Origin of the sequence: Microbacterium croceum, assembly GCF_023091245.1 — a bacterium.
Classification (GTDB): domain Bacteria; phylum Actinomycetota; class Actinomycetes; order Actinomycetales; family Microbacteriaceae; genus Microbacterium; species Microbacterium croceum.
In genome coordinates this window covers 1000169-1021313 of sequence record NZ_JAHWXN010000001.1, presented here as the reverse complement: position 1 = coordinate 1021313, position 21145 = coordinate 1000169, and the positions used below count along the sequence as shown (strand labels likewise).

The 21145-nt window shown below is 68.9% G+C and carries 18 protein-coding genes; 8 read left to right on the top strand and 10 right to left on the bottom strand.

The annotated features are described in order from the left end of the window. The first annotated feature begins 117 nt into the window (after nucleotides 1–117). The 4 genes from KZC51_RS04860 to KZC51_RS04845 are packed head-to-tail and all read left to right on the top strand — an operon-like array spanning nucleotide 118 to nucleotide 4509. Nucleotides 118–1476: an ABC transporter substrate-binding protein gene (locus tag KZC51_RS04860; protein WP_247628886.1), complete on the top strand. Its 1359-nt coding sequence runs from the start codon at nucleotides 118–120 to the stop codon at nucleotides 1474–1476. 58 nt (nucleotides 1477–1534) lie between these two features. Beyond that, complete coding sequence (locus tag KZC51_RS04855) at nucleotides 1535–2512, top strand: carbohydrate ABC transporter permease (protein WP_247628885.1); 978 nt, start codon at nucleotides 1535–1537, stop codon at nucleotides 2510–2512. Then, the gene (locus KZC51_RS04850; protein ID WP_247628884.1) at nucleotides 2509–3447 is read left to right on the top strand and encodes a carbohydrate ABC transporter permease; all 939 of its coding nucleotides are present in this window, start codon (nucleotides 2509–2511) and stop codon (nucleotides 3445–3447) included. The genes KZC51_RS04855 and KZC51_RS04850 overlap by 4 nt, the downstream gene beginning before the upstream one ends. A gap of 15 nt (nucleotides 3448–3462) precedes the next feature. Further along, nucleotides 3463–4509, top strand: a complete 1047-nt coding sequence (locus KZC51_RS04845; RefSeq protein ID WP_247628883.1) for a LacI family DNA-binding transcriptional regulator — start codon at nucleotides 3463–3465, stop codon at nucleotides 4507–4509. Between the two features lie 26 nt (nucleotides 4510–4535). Here KZC51_RS04845 and KZC51_RS04840 read toward each other — a convergent pair whose 3' ends face one another. From KZC51_RS04840 to KZC51_RS04815, 6 genes are all read right to left on the bottom strand, one after another. Beyond that, complete coding sequence (locus tag KZC51_RS04840) at nucleotides 4536–6125, bottom strand: right-handed parallel beta-helix repeat-containing protein (protein WP_247628882.1); 1590 nt, start codon at nucleotides 6123–6125, stop codon at nucleotides 4536–4538. Continuing rightward, nucleotides 6122–7270: a galactonate dehydratase gene (gene dgoD / locus KZC51_RS04835; RefSeq protein WP_247628881.1), complete on the bottom strand. Its 1149-nt coding sequence runs from the start codon at nucleotides 7268–7270 to the stop codon at nucleotides 6122–6124. The genes KZC51_RS04840 and dgoD overlap by 4 nt, the downstream gene beginning before the upstream one ends. A 3-nt stretch (nucleotides 7271–7273) precedes the next feature. Next, nucleotides 7274–8152, bottom strand: coding sequence for an NAD-dependent epimerase/dehydratase family protein (locus KZC51_RS04830; RefSeq protein WP_247628880.1), 879 nt, complete (start codon nucleotides 8150–8152; stop codon nucleotides 7274–7276). 125 nt (nucleotides 8153–8277) lie between these two features. Further along, entirely contained in the window at nucleotides 8278–9144 is an 867-nt protein-coding gene (locus KZC51_RS04825) for an aldose epimerase family protein (RefSeq protein WP_247628879.1), read from the bottom strand. Next, nucleotides 9141–9968 carry an SGNH/GDSL hydrolase family protein gene (locus KZC51_RS04820; RefSeq protein WP_247628878.1) on the bottom strand — a complete coding sequence of 276 codons (828 nt, stop codon included), beginning with the start codon at nucleotides 9966–9968 and terminating at the stop codon, nucleotides 9141–9143. Before KZC51_RS04820 ends, KZC51_RS04825 begins: the two co-directional genes overlap by 4 nt. After that, nucleotides 9965–11143 (bottom strand): SGNH/GDSL hydrolase family protein, encoded by a 1179-nt coding sequence (locus KZC51_RS04815; RefSeq protein ID WP_247628877.1) that lies wholly within the window; start codon nucleotides 11141–11143, stop codon nucleotides 9965–9967. The genes KZC51_RS04820 and KZC51_RS04815 overlap by 4 nt, the downstream gene beginning before the upstream one ends. Before the next feature lie 117 nt (nucleotides 11144–11260). Here KZC51_RS04815 and KZC51_RS04810 point away from each other — a divergent pair, with 117 nt between their 5' ends. After that, on the top strand, nucleotides 11261–13135 hold the full coding sequence (locus tag KZC51_RS04810; protein ID WP_247628876.1) for a right-handed parallel beta-helix repeat-containing protein: 1875 nt from the start codon (nucleotides 11261–11263) through the stop codon (nucleotides 13133–13135). Between the two features lie 81 nt (nucleotides 13136–13216). On the opposite strand, the gene KZC51_RS17810 is transcribed toward KZC51_RS04810, so the two are convergent. Next, entirely contained in the window at nucleotides 13217–16678 is a 3462-nt protein-coding gene (locus KZC51_RS17810; protein WP_247628875.1) for an HtaA domain-containing protein, read from the bottom strand. 164 nt (nucleotides 16679–16842) lie between these two features. On the opposite strand from KZC51_RS17810, the gene KZC51_RS04800 reads away from it, so the two are divergent. Genes KZC51_RS04800 through KZC51_RS04790 form a run of 3 tightly spaced genes read left to right on the top strand, consistent with a single transcriptional unit; the run spans nucleotide 16843 to nucleotide 19804 of the window. Then, nucleotides 16843–17964: a heme/hemin ABC transporter substrate-binding protein gene (locus KZC51_RS04800; protein WP_247628874.1), complete on the top strand. Its 1122-nt coding sequence runs from the start codon at nucleotides 16843–16845 to the stop codon at nucleotides 17962–17964. Continuing rightward, nucleotides 17961–19034, top strand: coding sequence for a FecCD family ABC transporter permease (locus tag KZC51_RS04795; protein ID WP_247628873.1), 1074 nt, complete (start codon nucleotides 17961–17963; stop codon nucleotides 19032–19034). Before KZC51_RS04800 ends, KZC51_RS04795 begins: the two co-directional genes overlap by 4 nt. Then, nucleotides 19031–19804: a heme ABC transporter ATP-binding protein gene (locus KZC51_RS04790; RefSeq protein WP_247628872.1), complete on the top strand. Its 774-nt coding sequence runs from the start codon at nucleotides 19031–19033 to the stop codon at nucleotides 19802–19804. Before KZC51_RS04795 ends, KZC51_RS04790 begins: the two co-directional genes overlap by 4 nt. Before the next feature lie 6 nt (nucleotides 19805–19810). Here the strand turns inward: KZC51_RS04790 and KZC51_RS04785 are convergent, their stop codons facing one another. The 3 genes from KZC51_RS04785 to KZC51_RS04775 are packed head-to-tail and all read right to left on the bottom strand — an operon-like array spanning nucleotide 19811 to nucleotide 21132. Continuing rightward, complete coding sequence (locus tag KZC51_RS04785; RefSeq protein WP_247628871.1) at nucleotides 19811–20254, bottom strand: GNAT family N-acetyltransferase; 444 nt, start codon at nucleotides 20252–20254, stop codon at nucleotides 19811–19813. 47 nt (nucleotides 20255–20301) lie between these two features. Further along, entirely contained in the window at nucleotides 20302–20670 is a 369-nt protein-coding gene (locus tag KZC51_RS04780; protein ID WP_247628870.1) for a sterol carrier family protein, read from the bottom strand. A gap of 3 nt (nucleotides 20671–20673) precedes the next feature. Then, complete coding sequence (locus KZC51_RS04775; RefSeq protein WP_247628869.1) at nucleotides 20674–21132, bottom strand: hypothetical protein; 459 nt, start codon at nucleotides 21130–21132, stop codon at nucleotides 20674–20676. Between the last annotated feature and the right edge of the window lie 13 nt (nucleotides 21133–21145).

Below are 21145 nucleotides of genomic sequence, written 5' to 3'. Positions count from 1 at the left end.
ACTGTCTCGTCGATCGATGCCCTTATCCTGATAGTCACTTGACAGATGCACCCGCCGTGGTCGATGGTAAGTGAACAACCGGTTGATCAACCGTTGCACCCGACAGGAGCTTCAACGATGAAATCCAGACGCATTCTTGTGTCCGCCCTCGCCGGCACGGCTGTGCTGGGGCTTGCCCTCACCTCATGCGGGACCGCCTCCGAACCGGAGGAGTCCGGTCCCGTCACGATCAGCATCGGCGACGTGCCCGGCGCCGACCAGCCAGAGCTTCGCGCCCTCGTCGAGGACCAGGTCAAGGCGTTCGAGAAGGAGAATCCCGACATCACCGTCGAGCTCAGCGAGAGCAAGTGGGATGCCACCGGATTCCAGGCGATGGTAGCTGGCGGTACCATGCCGACGCTGCTCGGCGTGCCGTTCACGGAACCCGCCACCCTGATCCGCAACGGCCAGATCGCCGACATCACCGACGCGCTCGACAGTGTCGGATTCGCCGACACCCTCAACCCGAGCGTCATGCAGGTCGTCACCGATGGCGACGACCGCCTTTATGGCGTGCCGCTCGACGTCTACTCCGTCGGCCTCGCCTACAACCGCGCGCTGTTCGAAGCCGCCGGCCTCGACCCCGAACAGGGACCGAAGACCTGGGACGAGGTGCGCGAGTACGCCAAGAAGATCTCGGCCGCGACCGGAGCGGCCGGGTACTCCACGTACTCGATCGAGCACGTCGGCGGCTGGATGACGACGGCCGGCGCGTACAGCTTCGGCGCCACGCTCTCGAACGAGGACGGCACCGAGGCGACGCTCGACGAGCCCGGGATGGTCGACTACCTCGATCTCGTGAATGACATGCGCTGGGAGGACAAGTCGATGGGGAGCAAGTTCCTCTACGGCTTCAACGACCTGATCCAGGACTTCGCCGCCGGCAAGGTCGGCATGTTCCTCAGCGTCTCGCAGCATTTCCCTGCCGCGGTCCAGCAGTTCGGCATGAACCCCGACGACTACGGCTTCACCGCGATCCCGGAGCACGACGGCATCCAGCGCACGCTGCTCGGCGGTGCCGTCGAGGTGTTCAACCCCCGCGCGACCCAGGCCGAGATCCAAGCCGGACTCCGCTGGATCGAGTTCAACAACTTCCGCGCCTACACCGACAAGGACGTCGCCGTGGAGACGGTCAAGAAGAACGTTGCGGCCGGTAGCCTGATCGGCGTTCCCGGGCTGTCTCCGCTCGACCCCGCCGTGCGCAAGGAGTACGACTCCTGGGTCAGCGAGTTCTACAACGTCCCGATCGAGCAGTTCAGCGGATACCGCGACGTGATGGACGAGCAGGAGCTCGTACCGGAACCGACCAGCCAGCCCCAGCAGGTCTACGGCGAACTGGACACCGTGCTGCAGAAGGTTCTCAACGAGCCGAACCAGGACATCTCCGCGCTGCTCACGGCTGCTCAGGACGCCGTGAACACCAAGCTCGCGCGATAGCAGTCACCGGTCGGCGGCGCCCCACGGCGCCGCCGACCTCACTACCGGAGAAGCAGCCATGCCCCCCACATCGAGCGCCACCCTGGCACCGGACACCTCGCCCGAACGCGAGGCCGAGGCGCACAGCCCCCGGCTCGTCCCCCGACGACGCCCGTCGATCGTGCGCTGGTACCGACGCGGCGGGCTGGTCCCGGTGCTGTTCGCGATCCCCGGCATCCTCGCCTTCACCTACTTCTCCTGGGGCCCGATCGTCTCGGGCGCGATCATGGGGTTCCAACGCACCAACCTGATCGACGACGCGACCTGGGTGGGGCTCACGAACTTCACCTACGTGCTCTCCGATCCCGTGCTCCCGCAGGCGGTCGGCAACACCGTCTACTTCGCCGTGCTGGGCATGCTGTTCGGATTCCCTGCACCTCTGGTCCTCGCCGTCTACATGGCCGAGCTGCGTCGCAGTCGGGCGCTCTTCAACACGCTCGCATACCTTCCCGTCGTCATCCCGCCGATCGTCGCGATCCTGCTCTGGAAGTACTTCTACGACCCCTCCGCCGATGGACTCTTCAACCAGATCCTCGGCACTGTCGGCATCGGACCGCTCCCCTGGCTCAACTCGAGCGCGAGCGCGATGCCATCGATCGTGCTCGAGGTGATCTGGGCGACCGCCGGCGGCACAGCCATCATCTACCTCGCCGCGATCACCTCCGTGAAGCCGGAGCTGTACGAAGCGGCCGAGATCGACGGCAGCGGCATCTGGCGACGCATCTGGCACGTCACCCTCCCCCAGCTGCGCGGCGTGATCCTCGCACTGGTCCTGCTGCAGCTGATCGGCACGCTCCAGGTTTTCACGGAGCCCTATGTCTTCACCGGCGGAGGCCCGGACAACGCCACCGTCACGGTGCTCATGCTCATCTACAGCTACGCCTTCCAGTACGGCGACTACGGCGCGGCCACCGCGCTGTCGTTCCTGCTGGCGATCGCACTCGCCATCGTCTCGGTCGTGTACTTGCTCGCCACCCGGAAGTGGAGCCGATCATGACCGACACCCGCCTGATCGCCGTCACGCCCGCCCGCGCACGTCGCAAGGCGGCGGAGGCTCCGGAACGGTCCGCGATCTCGGATGCCGACCGACGTCGTCCGAGCGTCAAGGCGACGATGACGACGCTGCAGATCGCGTTCTTCTCGTTCCTCGTCATCGCCGGCGTCGGACCGATCCTGTGGCTCGCAAAAGCCGCGCTCTCCACGACGCAGGACACTATCTCGCAGCCGTTCGCGTGGTTCCCCAGCGGCATTCAGTGGGGCAACCTCACCGCCGCGTGGGAGCAGATCCAGGTCGGCCGCTACCTCGCCAACACCGCCGTGATGGCGCTGGGCTCAACCATCTCCACGGTCGTCGTGACCGCGTCGCTCGCCTACGTGATCAGCATCCTCCGCCCCCGCTGGGCGAAGTTCCTCTCCGGCGCGATCCTGGTGACGCTGTTCGTCCCCGGCGTGATCTCCCTCGTTCCTCTCTATCTGACCGTCGTCGACGTGCCCCTCGTGGGAGTGTCGCTGATCGACACCTACTGGGCCGTGTGGCTGCCGGCAGCGGCCAACGCGTTCACCGTGCTCATCGTCACGCGCTTCTTCGACGAGATCCCGCGCGAGATCATCGAAGCCGCCCGCGTCGACGGCGTGGGTCCGCTGCGTATGTTCTTCATCATCGTGCTGCCGTTCTCGAAGTCGATCCTCGGGGTGATCGCCGTGCTGACGATCCTCAATTCGTGGAAGGACTTCCTGTGGCCCATGCTCGTGCTGCCGGGCAGCGAGCTGCAGCCGATCTCGGTGGCTCTGGCGCGCATCGCGGGCAAGACCGACCTGAGTCTGCAGATGTCGGCAATGCTGCTCGGACTGCTCATTCCGATCGCCGTGTTCCTCATCTTCCAGCGGCAGATCCTGAAAGGTGTCAGCATGTCTGGTGGGATCAAGGGATGACGAGAACGGAACGACATGGGTAAGAAGGGTGTGACCCTCAAGGATGTGGCCGCCGTGGCAGGGGTGTCGACATCGATCGTCTCCCGCGTCCTCAACGGCGGCGGGCGCGTCTCACCGAAGACGAGAGAGGCGATCCTCGAAGCAGCCCAGCGGCTCGAGTTCCGTCCGAACGCGCTGGCACAGTACTTCGCCCTCGGGCGCAGCTTCACGGTCGGGCTTCTGACCGAGAACTCCACGGGTATCTTCTCAATGCCCGTGATCGCCGGTATCGCGAGCGAGCTCAGCCGCCACGACGTCGCGGCCATGATGTACGACGACGGTCGCGAAGGCGCGGCGCGAGCCGAGAACATCAAGAAGCTGCGCGCCCGCCATGTCGACGGGGTGATCGTGGTCGGCGACGGCAACGAGATCCCGCTGCGCTCCGTCACCGCGGACTTCGACGTGCCGGTCGTGTACGCGCACGGCATCACCGACACCGACAGCGATGAGGTCGTCGTCCCCGATGACCTCATGGCCGGTCGTGTGGCGGCCGAGCACCTGCTCACGCAGGGGCGGAAGAACATCGCCTACATCACCGCTCACCGTGCTTCCAACGCGGTCGAGAACCGCCTGGAAGGTGCCGACGCCGTCCTGCAGGCCGCCGGCGTGCCGGTGGCCGAGAGCCGTCGCGAGTTCGGCGACTGGTCGGGCGCGTGGGGCTATCGCGCGGCGGAACGTCTGCATCAGGCGGATCCGACCATCGACGGCATCGTGTGCGGCAATGACCTCATCGCACTCGGGGCCGCCCGCTACCTGGTCGGCAACGGCATCCGTGTTCCGGAGGACGTCGCTCTCGTCGGACATGACAACTGGGTCAAGTACTCCGACTCCGAGGCACGATTCCTCACGACGGTCGATCCTCGACTGGTCGATGTGGGCATCGCGGCGACAGACCTGCTCGTGCGCATGATCAATGACTCGCCCACGGAGGACAACGAACGTCGAGTGCCGTGCGAGCTCGTGCTCGGGTATTCGTCGGGAGCCAAGGGCGCGCCCGACGAGCAGCAGCTTCCGTTCGTCTAGACACCGCACCAGGCTCGATCCCCGGCTCAGATGACCATCAGGTCGCTGTCTCTGGTCGCGAGCCAGGAGTCGCCGCCCTGGTCGATCCGTGTCGCGGCGATGGAGACGTCGGTCGCGCCGCCCACGAACACCGCCGCTGCCGCCCGCTGCTGGATGTCGTTGTCCTTCAACGCGATGCGTTCGTGCGCGCGGCCGGCAGCCGGACCGTCGGCGCCGTCGAAGAGTTCGATCATGACGGTGGCGGCGGAGTGCGGCCACGACCGCAACGACACGTCGGCCGGTGTCGCTCGGAAGGTGTTTCCCTCGACCACGACGTCTCGCGACCCGAGCGGTCCCTCCGACCACCCGGGGTCGTTGGCGATCCAGAGGCCGCACCCCGAGAGGTTCTCGAAGCGGCAGTCCTCGATGACGCCCCCACTGGCTTTGAGCCGCACGCCGATACCGCGGAAGTCGTGGAAGAGCGATCCGGCGATGCGGAAGCCCGGGAGGGCGTTCGACCGGTTATACACGGCCGCCCCGACCTCGACGGATGCGGGAAGATCACGATCGACGATCACGAGCCGCGGTTCGGAGGCGACGAGCTCAGCGACTTCGACCTCGGCGAGCACGGTGCCGGTCGACGCCTCCACCAGCTGGAGCAGGTCTCCCTGTCGCACAGGCCCTTCGCCGTCGAGCACCAGCGTGCGTTCGCCGAGGCCTGAGAGCGTCAGAGCGTGAACGTAGAGGTTGACACCGTCGTCGTGCATCCCCTCGAAACGGCATCCCACGATCGACGGCCCACGACGCCCGCCCTGGCAGTGCACCGCGTCGGCGTTGCTGCTGATCCACCGCGTCGACCCGGTTCGCCGCGCGACCGTCACATCCCGCAGAACGGTGCCGGAGGATTCGTGCGCGAGGATCGCGGCGCAGGGCGCGGCATGGATCGTCACCGAGCGCACGGTCACGCTGTCGGATTCCTGTATCCGGATGCCGTGCTGATCTCCGCGGTGACCGACGACGAACCCGTCACCCTGCTCGATGTGCGACATCCAGCCGCGATCGGAGGCCTCGACGGTCACCAGGAAGCTCCCGTCCACAGCGGGCTCCGCGGCGTACTCGATCATGAAGGTCTGGCGGGATTCGGGCTTCAGCCCGCCCGTGCGCGGATCGCGCAGGGTGCCGTACCCGGTTCCCGTGAACAGCACCCGATCCGAGAAGTCGGGAAAGCCCGGCGCGGGGGCGAATCGGAAGCGCGATGCCTCGGTGTCGACGTGCGTGATCACCCCCTGCGTGAACGACGGCGTTGCATAGTCGAGGACGAAGCCGTCGAGCACGACGTCCGTGGAGCCCCGGACGCTGATCGCCTCGCGATGCGGGTCCGCGAACAGCAGCTCCGCCTGTGGGGCGGTGAGGGTCACGCGGGAGGCATCGCTGATGACGATCGCCGCGCCGGCCGCGTCGCCGACCGGAGGATCGATCCGATGCACGCCGGCCGCGAGCTCGATCACCGCCGAGCGGGACCCGGCGGCGGAGGTCCACTCGCACGCATCACGGATCGCTGCGCGCAGCGTCGCGCCGCCGTCATCCGAGACCGGCACCTGCCGGTGCCACACACCCTCGTCCGCCGTCCCGCTCACCATTCGACGTAACCCCCATCTCGCGGATCACTCCACCAGAGGGTGAGCGACGGTGCGACCTCGATCGCGCGTTCCCGCACGAGCTGCTCATCGATGTCGAGGCCGAGGCCGACGCCCTGCGGCACCGGAAGATATCCGTCGACCGGCACCCAGTCTTCCCTGTTGCGGACGTAGGCATGCTCGTCGCTGTCGCGCAGCGCGGCGAAGTCGATCACGGTCTCCTGCACTGCCGCATTCGGGGTCGCCGCATCCACCTGGATGCACGCCGCGAACGCGACGAGGCCGAGCGGGCAGTGCGGCGCGAGCTGCACATCGAAGATCTCGGAGAGGGCACCGATGCGCATCACCTCGGAGATCCCCCCGGCGTGCGAGAGGTCCGGCTGCGCGAAGGCGATCCCGGCCCGCAGCACCGGATCGAACTCGACGCGCGAGTACAGGCGCTCGCCCGTGGCGATCGGGGTCGAGGTGCTGCGCACGAGCTCTCCGATGTGCGCGGAGTGCTCGGGCCGCAGGGGCTCCTCCACGAAAGCGAGGCCGACGTGCTCGGTGCGCGCGAGGAAGCGCCGCGACTGCGGAATCGAGAAGCGGCCGTGCAGATCGACCGCGATGTCGACGCCATCGCCGATCGCCGCGCGCAGCTCCTCCAGTTCGTCGACCAGGCGCCGCATCGTCGCCTCCGTGTCTACGAAGCGGGTGGGTTCCGTGGGGGCGACCTTGACCATGGTGTACCCCTCGGCGGCGAGCTCTCTCGCACGCGCGAGGTCACCGATGCGCCCGTCGACGTTCGCGTGCGCGTAGAGCCGCACGGCGGAGCGCACCGGACCACCCAGCAGCTCATGCGCCGGCACACCGAGCCGCTTGCCTGCGAGGTCCCAGAGCGCCTGATCGATCCCGGAGACCGCCGAGGACATGACCGGACCGCCGCGGTAGAAGCCACCCCGCGTGAGCACCTGCCAGTGCGCCGTGATCCTTCGCGGATCCTGACCAACCAGGTAGTCGGACATCTGCCGCACGACCGCGGCGACCGGTCCGACCCAGGTCTCCAGGGTGGCCTCCCCCCATCCGACCAGGTCGGTGTCGGTGCCGATCCGCACCAGCAGCCGGCGGTCGGTGAGGATGAACGACTCGACCCCGAGGATCCTCACGATTCAGCCTGCCGCTTCGACGACGGGCGCAGGCTCGATCTCGTGGGCCGCGACGAACCCCAGGAGGTGTCCCGCGCGATCCGTGCTGACCGGAACCGCGCGTCCGGGGAACACCCGTTGCCGGGGGACATCAGGGGCATAGGCCTCCAACAGCTCCTCCGTATCGAACGGCACCAGCGTCTGAGGAGCGGCGAGCTGCACGACGACGGCCCCGTCGATGTCGGCCTCCAGACTGCGGGCCACCGCGGTGGCCGCATCGCGCACATCGAGGTACGACCACCCCAGCTTCACCCCCTGCTCCGGGTCACGCGTCCACTCCTCTCCGACCACACGCAGCGCATCAGCGTCGTCGACCCACGGGAAGCGCAGCGCGATGATCGACATGCCCCAACGGCTGGCGACCATCTGCGCCGTGAGTTCGTCGGAGTACTTCGACAGCGAGTACCACTCGTCGTGGACGGTCGGGAGCGACTCGTCGATCGGGTAGTAGGCCGGGAGGACGTCGTGATGGTTTCCCGGCACCCCGGTCGCCTGGATGCTGCTGGCGATGACGGCCCGGTGGATGCCCCGCTGCGCCGCCTGGACCAGCACGTTGAAGGTCGAGACGACGTTGGTCGTGTACACCTCGTACGGGGTTCCGTGCTCCCAGTGCGGGACGGCAGCCAGGTGCACGAGCGCATCGACGCCGTCGAGAGCCGCCGCGACATCCGCCTCGTTCGTCGCATCGCCCACGCGCAGCTCGGCGTCGTCTGCGGTGAGAGCGCGGAATCTCGGGGCGAGAGCGATGACCCGCCATCCGTCGGAACGGAGCCGGGCTACCGTGGCCCGGCCGATGCGGCCGTCCGCGCCGGTCACCAGCACGGTACGGGGAGTGTTCGTCATCTTCGACCTCGGTCCTTCATTTTGGTAAACCGGTTGCTCAACACCGTAGCAAACACTGCGGTTCGAAATCAAAGGGCATGAGGCTTGTCTGCATCTCAAAAGAGCAAACGTTGACTCGCGCAGCACTATGACGTGGTGAGACGGACGACGAGCGACCACTCCGCCGTTCCGCCCGGCCCCACTCGAAGCACCCGATCCACGGCGGAGGCCGCGTCAACGGAGTCGTACCATCCGGTGGACGGCTCGAAGGCGACCACATTCTCGGTCGCGAAGCGGGAGCGGTCGAGCCAGACACCCAACGTCCGCACCGCGCGCCCTTCCCACTCGAGCCGGAGCGAGGCGCCATCCCGGCGATCGATGCGCGCCCACCGCGGCCGCTCCTCCGGATCCGTGTAGTACTTGGCAGATGTCCCCTTCGGCATCCGCGCGTTCACCCGCTCGCCCGGATCACCTGCCGCGGGCGCGGCGGTCGGAGCCGAGACGTCCCACAGCGGCTTCTCGGCATCGAGGCGGATCCGGTCCCCCTCCTCTCGGAGGAAAAGCGGATGCGCCGCCCACAGGATGTCCGCTCCCGCCGGTCCCGCCTGGACCCGGTAGGACAGGGTGAGCGTGCCGTCCGCGTCGAGCCCGATCCGACGTTCGAAGGCCGCGTCCACGGAGGGCAGATGCGTCGACAGTGCCCCATCGGGGTTCTCCTGCCAGGCGCGATTCCAAGCGTCGCCGTGGTCCGGGGCGATCAGACCCGTCGTCGTGCGGGACCGATCGATGGTCGGGACACACTCGTCCCATCCGCACATCTCCGCATCCTCGAACGCCGTCGCAGGACCCCCGGGTACGGGGCGCCCGTCGCCCTGCGCCAACCACTCCCGGCCGGTGCGATCACGCAGCGAGACGATCTTGGCTCCGCGAGCGGGCACGATGACCACCGATGTCCCTCCGGCGGAACAGCGAAGCGCCGCGATGCCGCGCCACTGCACCCGCTCCTCCCTCATGACGGCAGCGTCATGCCGGTGGGCCACCACCCCAGCTCCGACAGCCGACGCGCGACCGCTCGAGCGACGACCGCGTCTCCTGCCGCGTTCAGATGCACGTCGTCGCTGCGCAGCTGCGCCGCGGTCGTGCCGTCGGAGGTGGGCGCCGCCTCGCGGAAGACGGCACCCAGGTCGACGAAGTGATCCCCGAAGGTCTGCGCGAGCGTCGCGTTCAGTCCGTCGACGAGCGCGACCCCCTCGGAGCCGATCGGTTCGAACGATGCCGCGTGCACCCCCAGCACGAGGCACCGCGCCGCGGAGTGGCGTGCGTGCAGCTCCGCGACGATCGCGGCGACGTCGCGCGCAGCGACCGGTCCGGGGTTGTTGCGTCCGCACCATATGACGAACGCCGCGGGTGCGGAGAAGACCGGCACCTCGGCACGGAAGTCGAGCACCGCGTCCGCCGTGGGAGCAGCGCCGTCGGACGCGAACTCCCACCCCTCGAGCGCGGCCCCGCCCACGCGGTGGGTGAGGAGGCCCGGACGACCGGCCAGCGTTCCCGGCACCGCGATGTCCTCCATCCCGGAGTCGATGTGGTGACGGAAGTCTCCGGACGGGCCCACCGGCTTCAGCGGGATTCGGTCCTCCTGCACGGCCCCGGCCGCGGAGAACGTCATCCTGATCACCCCGAGGCGCAATGCAATCTCGGTCGACGTCTGCCCGGCATGCGCGATCCGTTCGATCTGCCACCCGGCGGCCCCCGCGAGCAGCTCCGGCCAGGTGCCGTGCTCGGTCAGCGAATCACCGATAGCGATGAGTGCGGAGTCCTCTCGGCGCCCGCTCATGCGTCCGCCGCCGGGGAGAGCAGCGTCAGCAGGGCGTCCGCGATGAACTCGCCGGTCAGACGATGCCCGCGGTCATCGGGGTGGTTGATCCCGTTCGCGAGCAGAGTCCAGTACGGGAGCCCTTCGTCGCGAAGCCTGTCCCAGCGCGCAGACACGTCGATCAGCGGAACGCCAGTGCGCGCGGCGTAGTCGCGCACGAAACGGACGTAGGGCCGCCCGTCATCGGTCTTCTCAGAGCCGTTCATGGCCGAGCGCATCGCAAACGTCGGCGTCAGCAGCACCACCTCGCTGCCCGCAGAGCGCAGCCGCGACAGGAGCTCGTCGTAGGCGGGCTCCCACTGCGCGGGGTCGAGGTAGGAATCGTTCAGGAACTCCACGACGGTGACGTGGGGCGCGGCCTCCGTCACCCGGTTCCAGTCGCACGAGCCGTCGCGGTCGTCGAGCCACTGCACCGAACGCGAGCCGCCGGTCGCGGCATACGAAGCCTGCACCTGAGGATGCACGTCCCGCACCCGGCCTCCGGCGATCGCACGGAAGGTCGACTCTTCGGTCGAGGCATCCCCTCCCTCGGTGATCGAGTCTCCCAGGAACAGCAGCCGGAGCGGCTCTCCGTCGTTGAGGACTCGCGCCGCGCGCGGCAGGGCACCCGCCGGCACCGCGGGCAGCGGCCACCGCGGAGCGCGCGGGGCATATACCGTCGCTACCCCATCGCTGAAGGCCTCGACCAGGAGGTTCTCCTCGATGGCCCCTCCCACGGCAGGGTGCGGCGGGTGCGGGTTCGTCAGGTGCGAGACGCCACGCAGCAGCAGCTTCTCCCCCGAGCCCTCACGGACGATGCTGTCGATGCGCAGCAGGGAGTATCGATAGTCGATCGACACGGGCAACGGCGCCGCATCGACGGTCGGCAGACAGATCGTTCCGAAAACCGGGTCGACGACGTAGTCGACACCCTCGCGCAGCAGGGTCCCACCGGCGCGGATGACGAGGGAGGCCCGATCGAGCGCGGAGGGCGCAGGGGTTCCTACCTGACCACGGAAGGGCACGAGGATGCCGCGAGGCACGTAGCGCCCGGTCCATACGTCGTCCGAGTACGGCGGGAGCTGCGCGCCCTCCCCCTCGACGATCCGGATCTCGGCCGGTCCGCACGGCGGGCGTGATGAGGTGGTGCCGGTCATTGCCATCCCTTCGACCAGGAAAGTCTCGCATATTCAAACTATTGGTGCTACCTTCCGATTATTTGAATCAGGCAACGATGCCGCAGGGCCGCGTCGCCACGATGAGGGAGGCAGTCCATGAACGACGCAGAACAGAGGATGACTCGACGCACACTGCTGATCGGCACCGCGGTCGGCGCGGGCAGCCTCGCTGTCATCGGCGGATCCGCATCCCCGGCGGCGGCGGGCGCCACGAGCGGCGGCCCCGTCCGCGCCGGAGGAGCCGGCAACCGCAGGGATTTCCCGGTCTCGGCCCGAGGTGCCGCACCCGGCGCCTCAGACAGCGGTCCGGCCATCCGACGGACGATCGCTGATGCAGTGGCGTGGACCGCTGCATCCGCCAAGAACACCGCGCGTGTCCTGTTCGACCGCGGCGTCTACCGGATCGGCGACGACGGCACGCCCTCCTGGTACGCCCTCGAACTCACCGAAACAGCACGCATCGAACTGCTCGGCAACGGGACCGAGCTGCTCATGCTCGACCCGCACAAGGGCGGCATCGCCATCACTCGCTCGACCGGGATCACGGTCACCGGCCTCACGCTCGACTACGAGACCCCGCCCTTCACGCAGGGGATCATTCGTGCGGTCGATCCGACAGCCGGCACCTTCCAGCTCGAGCTCCTGTCCGGGTTCCCGTCCCTCACCGACCGCACGCTGTTCAGCGGGGCCGGATACGGCACCCTGCACGACGCCGCGAGCGGACTCTTCAAGCGCGGGGTCCAGTCGACCTTCTCCGTCTCCTACCCCGCTACGGCCGGCGCCGATGGTCGCTGGACGTTCACCGTCGACACGGCGCATCGGGGGCGGATGCCCGACATCGCCATCGGAGACGGCTTCGCCACCGGATACCGCGGCGACCGCAACGCCATCGCCCTGCACCAGTCCGCCGACACGACGCTGAAGGACCTGATCATCCACGCCGGCCCCGGAGCCGCCGTCATCTCGAACAACTCGGAGGCGACCGTGCTGCGCCGCACCGTGGTCGACGTGCGCGCAGGCTCCGGCCGCTGGGTCAGCGTGAACGCCGACGGGTACCACCATCACGGAGGGCGCCGAGGGCCGACTGTCGTCGGTAACCGTTTCGCGCGGCTGCACGACGACGGCATGAACGTCTACTCGCAGCTGCGTGCACTCCAGTCCCTCAGCGAGGGCGGCAAGAAGCTCCACCTCGCGGGAGGTTCTGCCGAAGTCGCCGTCGGAGATACCCTCCAGATCGTGCAGTCGAGCGACGGCACCGTGCGCGGCACGGCCCGCGTGACGGCCGTCGACGGAGATCCGCGCGCCGCGACTCCCCTGGTCGTCACGATCGCGTCTGCCGTGTCCGGCGCGGCGGCGGGCGATCACGTCTTCAACCGCTCTTACTCCGGTTCGGGCTTCGTGATCACCGGCAACGTCATCGAGGAGTCGCGCGGGCTGGGTGTGCGGATGAAGGCCAGTAACGGAGTGATCACCGACAACCGGATGAGCGACCTCACCAACTGGGGCATCTGGATCGCGAACGACACGGCCTACGGCGAAGGCCCCATCGGCTCCGAGAACCTCGTCGTCAGCGGCAACCAGATCCGCCGGGTCTGTCTCGACCAGACACTTGTACCCTGGCCGACCTCGGCGGCCGCGATCATGCTCCAGCACTTCACCTCGTCCTACACCGTGGGCACCTCACGGGTGCACCGCAACATCGCGATCTCCGACAACACCATCGAGGATGCTCCGCGGTTCGGCGTCTACCTCGGCGCGGGAACCAACGTGACGGCGGCGAAGACCAAGATCAGCGTGACGGCCGGGAACCCGCGGTCGGATCAACCCAGCGCCCACTTCGGGCTGGAGAACCTCAAGAACGGACTCGTGCTGCGTGCCACGATCTCCGACGCGCAGACCCCTCGGCGTGCGGCGGTGTGGCGCGGACCGAAGCTCGAGAACACCACTGTGCTGCAGGTGCCGGGAGCCTGACAGTCGGCACCCGTTCGGCACACAGAGAACCGCCCTCCTCGCGTCCGCTGCGGGGAGGGCGGTTCGGTCCTGCGTCCGAGATCAGACCTCGGTGGTCACCTCGGCCGTCTCGTCCTTCTTGGAGCGGCGGGCGATGAGCACGCCACCGCCGGCGGCCAGAGCGACGACGACCAGTCCGCCGACGAGCCAGGGCCACACCGGGGCATCCTCGGAGTCGGCCGGAGTCGTCACCGCGCTGACGGCAGTGGAGGCCCCGGACTCAGCCGCGGGCTCCTCCTCCACTGCGACGCCGCACTCCGCATCGACCGGGATCACCGCGGTCACCGGGTCGAGGTCTTCGCCCGCCGCGTAGGTGCCGAACGCGGCGGAGCCGGCATCGGTGAGGGTGGTCGGGATCGCGTCGAGCGACAGCACGCCGTCGACGACGGCCGCGTCTCCGAGACCGAACTCCGCGAGACGCACACCCTTCTGGTCGACGCTCGCGCCGTCCTGCGTGGTGCCGGTCACATCGAACACGAGATAGCCGGTGTCACCGGCCAGCTCGATCCGGGCGTTCGCCAGCGTCGTGTTCAGCGCGCCGTCGTGGCCCGTGAAGGTGATGCTGCCGCCGTAGGTCACCAGGCCTGTGAGGGACTCGTCGTCGAACGAGCCGGTGCCGTTCTCCCACACATAGTCGGGGTACTGGTAGGCGACGTCGGTGAGAGTCCAGCCGCCCTTCGCGATGCCCTCGATGTAGGTGCGGAACGACTCCTTGTAGCCCCACTTGAGCGTGGCATCCTCGACCGTGCAGGCGCCGATCACGGTCGTCGCGCGGGTCAGCGTGAACGCCAGTCCGCGGTCGACCGACCCTTGCAGGGTCAGCGTGTGCGCGCCGTCTTCCAGGCTCGCCGGCAGCGTGCCCGTCCAGGTGGCGACGCCATCGGCATCCGCCTTCACCGTGTCGAGCAGCACCGGTGTCGAGTAGACGACGACCTTGATGCCCTCTTCGTTCGCCTGGAACCCGGATGCCGAGATCGTCGCCGGGAGTCCGGACTCGAGGGCGGCGAGGTTGTCGTCGTCGATCACGATGCCCTCGGCGCTCGGCGGGGTGGCGGGGAGCGTCGGCTTCGCCTTCACCACCGCCGCAGCCACCGTGCCTGTCGTGCCCGAGGGCGCCGCCGCCACCGAGCCGATCGTGAAGGTGACCGGGTTCAGCACCGTCGAGTAGCCCGACAGCACACGGTCGCGACCAGCATCCGTCAGCGCGGTCGGCGCCGCGGTGTAGGTCACCGCGCCGTTCGCCGTCGTGCGCGCGGCACGAGAGAGGTCGACCGTCGCGAACGCGACCTGCGCACCACCGCTCGACACGTACAGCGTCGCGGCTGCTGCGGATGTGATGCGGATCTGCGGATTCGCGACCGTGACGTCGAGGACGCCGTTGTGGCCGGTGAAGCGCACCGAGCCGCGGTACACCACCGAACCGAGTCCCGTCCTGGTGTCGTAGTCGCCGCCGACCGTCTGGCCGAACTGGAACTGACCACCCGAGCGGGTCGCGCCGTTCGAGACGTCGATGGCGCCCTTGGCGATGTCGCTCGTGATGTAGTCCGTGAACGACGAGGAGATCGCCCAGCGGAGCGAACCGCCCGGCACGTTCGCCGGCGGGGTCACGGGCGTGGTGGGCGTCTCGGGCTTCGTGATGTCGAACAGCGTGTCCCACTGCGCCGGGGTGATCGCCACCGTCGAACGCGCGTAGATCGTGTCGGCGGTGGGCAGGGAGTGCTGCTGCCACACGATGACCTCGTACGACTTCGTGCGGTCGAGCGTCTTCGCTGCGGTCGTGAGGTCGACCGAGAACGCGCCGAACGCGACCTTCTGCACGTACTTCATCGCGAGGAATCCACCGCCGGCGGTGACATCCGCCTCGGTGCCGGACTCGATCAGTGCGACATAGGCGCCCGCGATCGTGCCGAGATTCCTCCCGGATGCCGTCACCGTCAGGCCGCCCTTCGCCGTCGCCGACTTCACCGAAGTGATGACCGCGGGACCGGGCTCAGGCTGAAGAGCCGTCCACTGCGCGTCGCTGATCGCGACCGCGGAGCGGGCGTAGATCGTCGAGGCGCTCGGATTGGTGTGCTGCTGCCACGCGATCACCTCGTAGGACGTGGTGCGGTCGAGCGCGTCGGCCGCCGCAGTGAGGTCGACGCTGAACGCGCCACCCGAGATGCTGCGCACGAACTGCATCGCGAAGAAGCCGCTGCTGCCGGTGACATCCCCCTCCGTGCCGGACTCGATCAGCGCGACGTACGCCCCCGTGATCGCGCCGAGGTTCTTACCGGATGCCGTGACCGTCAGGCCGTCCTCCGCCGTCGCGGACTTCACCGAGGCGGTGACGACCGGCGCAACCGAGTAGTCGAGGGCGACGCTGCGTTCCTGGTCGGGGTTCGAGACGCCACCGGCCGGATAGGTGTACACACCGTAGGAGCCGGGAGTCGCCGCGGCATCCTTCAACGTCAGGGTCGCGGTGAACGTGCCGTCATCGGCGATGTCCACCCACTGCGCACGGATCGCGTTCTGGTACTGCGAGGGCACCTGGTTCAGCACGCCCTCCGACAGCGCCCACACCTGCGCGCCCACCGACCGGGCAGACGACGCCGCCCCCGCGGACGGCTGCCACGTCGCGGCGAAGTTGCCGAACACCACATACGTGCCCTGCGGAAGGTTCGCCGGGATCGGAACACCCCGACCACCCACATTCGCTGTCGGGTCATACCCCGACCCCTTCACCACGACCTTGTCGCCCGCCTTCAACGCCACACCCGCAGCCGGCGTCACGCCATCCGCCAGGAACACCGAGATCGACGCATCGGCCGGCTCCGGATCCGTGCCCGGGTCGGTGCCAGGGTCGGTGCCCGGGTCGGTGCCGGGGTCCGTGCCCGGGTCGGTTCCGGGGTCCGTGCCCGGGTCGGTACCGGGGTCCGTGCCCGGGTCGGTACCAGGGTCGGTTCCGGGGTCGGTGCCCGGGTCGGTACCGGGGTCCGTGCCCGGGTCGGTACCAGGCTCGGTTCCGGGGTCGGTGCCCGGCTCGGTGGTCTCCGCACCGAAGACGGCATCCCACTGCCCCGAGGAGATCGCGACGTCGCCACGACCGTAGATGGTGGAGGCATCGGGGTTCGAGTGCTGCTTCCAGACGAGCACCTCGTACACCTTCGTGCGGTCCAGCGAACCGGCGGGCGCGGTCAGCGTGAACGAGGTCGCCCCTGCGGCGACGGCCGGGAACGGCATGGCGAAGGCGGCGTAGCCACCGGCACCGGTGAGTCCGCCCTCCGTGCCCTTCACGATGAGCGCCGCATACGCGCCGGCGACGTCGGGGAGGCCGCTGGCCTGCACCTGCACGCTCACGCCCGAGGAGCTGGCGGAGGTGACGCCGGCGGTGACCGTACCTCCGGCCGCATGTGCGGGCGGAGCGATCACCGCGCCGGCGGCGATGAGGAGGAAGGAGACGAGGGCAGCGAGCAGGACGCGTAGGCGAGTGCTCCCTGGGGATGCGATGGCTGTGTCGTTCACGATTCTCCACGGCCCCCGGGCACGCGGCCGAGGACGCGCGCCGGCGGTGCCGCAATGCAGTCGGGCGAAGGTTTGATTTTGGTTAGGCTTAGCTAAGCAAGCCGCCCTTCCCGAGCGTAGGGGCGCACAGGAGAGTGCGTCAAGTTTTAGGATAGCCTTGCCTAATGCGCCGCGTCCTCTCCGCCCTCTTCGTCGCCGCTCTCGCCGTCGGTCTCACCGCGTGCGCGGAGCCGGGCGCGACCGCAGCACCTTCGTCCGCCGGGGAAGACAGCTGCCCGCAGGCATCCGTCCCGCTCGCCTCCCTCGACCTGGTAGACGATGTCCGCGGGCATACCGGCCCCTCGACCGCCTGCCTCTCGAGCCATGCCATCACGCCGGTCGACGACGACACCGCTCCCGTGCTGCCGGTGACCGTGACCGACAGCGAAGGCCGCGAGATCGAGATCACCGACGTCGACCGCATCCTCCCGATCGACATCTCCGGCACCATCGCCTCGACCGTGTTCGCCCTCGGGCTCGGCGACCAGGTCGTGGGCCGTGACTCGTCCACCGTCTTCGCCGGCACCGAGGACCTGCCCGTCGTCACCAAGACCGGGCACACGCTCAACGCCGAGGCCATCCTGGAACTCGCGCCGACCGTCATCCTCACCGACACCACGATCGGCCCGAAGGAGATCCGCCAGCAGCTGCGTGACGCCGGCATCACCGTCGTCGTGATCTCCAGCGACCGCCGCCTCGACACCACCGACGAGCTCGTGACCGAGATCGCCACGGCACTCGGCGTGCCCAGCCGCGGAGAGGCGCTCATCGCGCGACTCGACGCCGCGGTCGACGAGACGCTCGCCGAGATCGCCGACGTCGTCCCCGCCGACGAAGAGGACCGCGCACGGATGCTGTTCCTCTACGTGCGCGGCAGCGCGAACGTGTACTACATCTTCGGCGAGGACTCCGGCGCCGACTCCCTCATCGACGCCGTCGGCGGAGTGGATGTCGCCGCCGAGATCGGCTGGGAGGGCATGAAGCCCATGACCGCCGAGGCGCTCGTCGCCGCTCGTCCCGACGTGCTGGTGATGATGACCGACGGGCTCGAGTCGGTCGGCGGTATCGACGGCCTGATCGAGCGCGTGCCCGCCGTCGCCGAGACACCCGCCGGCATCAACCGCCGCGTGATCGACATGGCCGACAGCGAGATCCTGAGCTTCGGGCCCCGGTCCGCCGAGGTGATCGGAGCGATCGCCCGCGCGCTGTACGCACCAGGACACTCGACAGCCGAGTCCGAGAAATGACCGGAGAGGTCGTCACCTCCACGCCCGCCACGCACCGCACACTGCGGTTCACCTTGGTCACGAGCGGGCTGCTCGTGGCACTCGCGATCACCTGCGTCGTGTCGATCACGAGCGGCCAGTACTCGCTCTCACCCACCGATCTGATCGGGGTGCTGCTGCGCGGCATCGGCATCGACACGGCCTGGGCTCCCTCATCGGCGACCGACTACGGCGTGATCTACAACCTGCGCCTCCCCCGGTTGGTGCTGGGCCTGCTGGTCGGCGCCGCGCTCGCGGTCTCGGGCGTGCTCATGCAGGCGATCTTCGGCAACCCGCTCGCGGACGCCGGCGTGGTCGGCGTCTCCTCCGGCGCCGCACTGGGCGCCGCGGCCAGCATCACGTTCGGCATCGCGTCGCTCGGGATGTGGACGACGCCGCTCTTCGCGTTCCTCGGCGGTCTCATCGCGGTGCTCGCGGTCTACTTCATCAGCCGATCGGGCGGACGCACCGAGGTCGTCACGCTTCTGCTCACCGGCATCGCCATCAACGCGATCGCGGGTGCCGGCATGGCCTTCCTCACGTTCCTCGGCACGACCTCCACGCGCGAGCAGATCGTGTTCTGGCAGCTCGGCTCGCTCAACGGCGCGCTGTGGTCGAACGTCGCCCTCGTCGCTCCGCTCGTCGCGATCGGCATCGTGATCGCGCTGGTCGTCTCGCCGCAGCTCGACCTCTTCGCCCTCGGCGAGCGCACGGCCAGACATCTCGGCGTGAACGTGGAGCTGCTGCGCATGGTCGTGATCGTGACGGTCGCGATCCTGGTGTGCGCGGCGGTCGCCTTCGCCGGGATCATCGGTTTCGCCGGCCTCGTCGTCCCGCACCTGATGCGCATGATCATCGGCCCCGCGCACCTGCCGCTGATGGTCGCCTCGGCGTTCGGTGGAGCGCTGCTGATCGCGGTCGCCGATCTCGTCGCCCGCACCGCTGTCCCCCTGGCCGACATGCCGATCGGCATGATCACCTCACTCGTCGGCGGTCCCTTCTTCCTCTGGCTGCTCGTGCGCACGCGGCGCCGTTCGGGAGGCTGGGCATGAGCGTGCGACTGCGCGGCACGGGGCTCACGGTGCGCGTCGGCGGAGGGAGAGCCATCCTCGACGACGCCGCGATCGACATCCGCGCGGGAGAGATCCATGCGCTGGTCGGACCGAACGGCGCCGGCAAGTCGACGCTCTTCGGCGTGCTCGCCGGCGACGTCGCCGCGCAGACCGGAGCGGTCACCCTCGACGAGGCGCCGATCGCCGGCATCCGCCCCCCGGCGCTCGCCCGCGCGCGCGCCGTGCTGCTGCAGGAGAACGCGGTGTCGTTCCCGTTCACCGCCGAGCAGGTCGTGCGGATGGGCCGTGCGCCCTGGGCCCGCACCGAGTCCGCCGCGCAGGACGATGAGCTCGTCGCCGCGGCGATGACCGCGACCGAGGTCGCGCCCCTCGCGTCGCGTCCGGTGACCTCGCTGTCCGGCGGCGAGCGCGCCCGCGTCGCCCTGGCACGCGTGCTCGCGCAGGACACCGGCATCCTGCTGCTCGACGAGCCGACCGCGGCGCTCGACCTCAAGCATCACGAAGACGTCATGCGGCTGATCAGAGCGCAGGCGGATGCCGGGACCGCCGTGGCCATCGTGCTGCACGACCTCAACGCGGCTCTCGCCCACGCCGACCGGGTCACCCTGCTCGCGGGCGGCAGGGTCGCGGCCTCAGGGACGGCGGCGGAGGTGCTCACGGCGGAGCGGATCGAGGCGGTGTACGGCCAGTCCGTCGACGTCTTCCCGCACCCCACGACCGGTGTGCCGTTGGTGGTCGCGCGACGCTGAGCAGGGTCAGCGGTCGGCAGGCGCCTGCGTCGGGTGGACCGGAAGCGCCGGCGCCGGACGCACCAGTGCGGTGCGGTCGGGAGCCTCGAAGCCGAACTGCTCGTACAGACCGTGCGCATCGCTCGTGAACAGCGTCCACCGGAAGTGGGCTCCGGGACCGTCGTCGATCATCGCCTGGACGATCCGCTTGCCCAGGCCGTTCCCCCGGTGCCCCTCGGCCACGATGACGTCGGCGAGATACGCGAAACCGAGGCCGTCCGACACCGCACGGGCGAAGCCGACCTGCACGCCGGTCTCTTCGTCGTACACGCCGATGACCCGCCACGCCTCACGGATCTGGGTCTCGACATCCTCTCGACTGCGCCACTTCCCCCAGTACGCCTCGCGCAGCGCGGCCCAGACCGCATCCGGGTCGATACGATCGCGCGAGTCGTCGACGAGATAGCCCATCCGTCAACTCTAGAACCGGTCGCGACTCTGGAACCGGTCGCGGTGCGCTACGGCCGCAGCGGGAGGACGTCGGAGAGGTCGGCGCGCGTCCCCGATGCATGGATGCGCCCGGCGGTCGCGACGTCGTCCCAGGCCTCTTGCCCGGTCGCCACCGCGATCCAGGTCGCAGCATCCATCTCGACCACGTTCGGCGGAGTGCCCCGCGTGTGCCGAGGACCCTGGATGACCTGCACCGCACCGAACGGCGGAACCCGCACCTCGACGCTGTTGCCCGGAGCCTTCTCGTCGAGCAGCTGCAGGAGGTACCGCACCGCGGTGGCCAGGTCGGTGCGCGCCGGCTTCCCGTCGGTGGCCTGCGCCGCGCGCACCGCATCGAGAGCGGCACGGCCATCGATGATGTCGATCTTCTTCGCCATGCGTCAGTCCTCCCCGACCACGACAGCCGACCAGGCGCCCTGACCATCGGCGCTGAGCCCATCGATCAGGACCTTCGTCGCAGCATCCTGCACCTGCTCGATCGTATGCGGGCTATCGGCGCAGACGAGATCCTCCGTGCGGATGCCCTGAGACAGTTCCGTCTCAGACTCCTGCGCGCTCATCGTGACATCGACGCTCATCTTCTCCGGACCGACGCAGGAGAACACGATCTTCGTGACGGCCGTCGGCTTCTCGAAGGTGATCGCGATCCCGTGAGCATCGATGGCATCGGTGGCCTCGGACGCCAGGCCGCTCATCGACCCGAGCGCACCAGGAACCTCGACGGCCTCCTGTTGCTGCAGCCACTCCTGCACCGCATCCGGGTCGACCTCGGGCGCCGCGCACCCGCTCAGTCCGATCACCAGCAGCGCACCGAGCGCCGCAGCCTGCCATCGCCTCATCCGCCGAGCCTAT